Origin of the sequence: Cytobacillus sp. Bac17 (assembly GCF_024519925.1) — a bacterium.
GTDB lineage: Bacteria > Bacillota > Bacilli > Bacillales > Cytobacillaceae > Cytobacillus > Cytobacillus pseudoceanisediminis.
This window is the reverse complement of sequence record NZ_JALJRC010000134.1, coordinates 1-310: the sequence shown is the minus strand read 5'-3', so window position 1 is coordinate 310 and position 310 is coordinate 1. Positions and strand designations below refer to the sequence as shown.

Sequence of the window (310 nt, the reverse complement as noted above, 5' to 3'; positions counted from 1 at the left end):
TCCTTCATTTGTCTTTCCCTCCTCTCCTTCTCCTCCTTTCCCCCTTCCCCCTTCTTCTTCCTCCTCCTTTTCCTTCTTCTTTCCCTCCTCTCCCCCTTCCTTTCCCTCTTTCCCCCTCCTTTCCCCTTTTTTTTTTCTTCCCTCCTTTTTCTCCTTCCCTTCCTCCTTTCCCTTGCCTTCTCTCCCTCCCTCTCCCCCTTTCTTTCTCTTTTCTTCCTTCTCCTCTTCCTTCCCTCCCCTTCCTTTCCTTCCTTTCTTTCTTCTCCCCCCCCCTCTCTCCTCTTTTCCCTTCCCCCCTTTCCTCTCTCCC

Annotated in this window: 1 protein-coding gene; it reads right to left on the bottom strand. The window is 52.3% G+C overall.

Going from position 1 to position 310, the window contains the following annotated elements:
* Window positions 1-310: hypothetical protein (locus NR125_RS30415; protein ID WP_256816919.1), on the bottom strand; the 310-nt coding region annotated here is incomplete at both ends.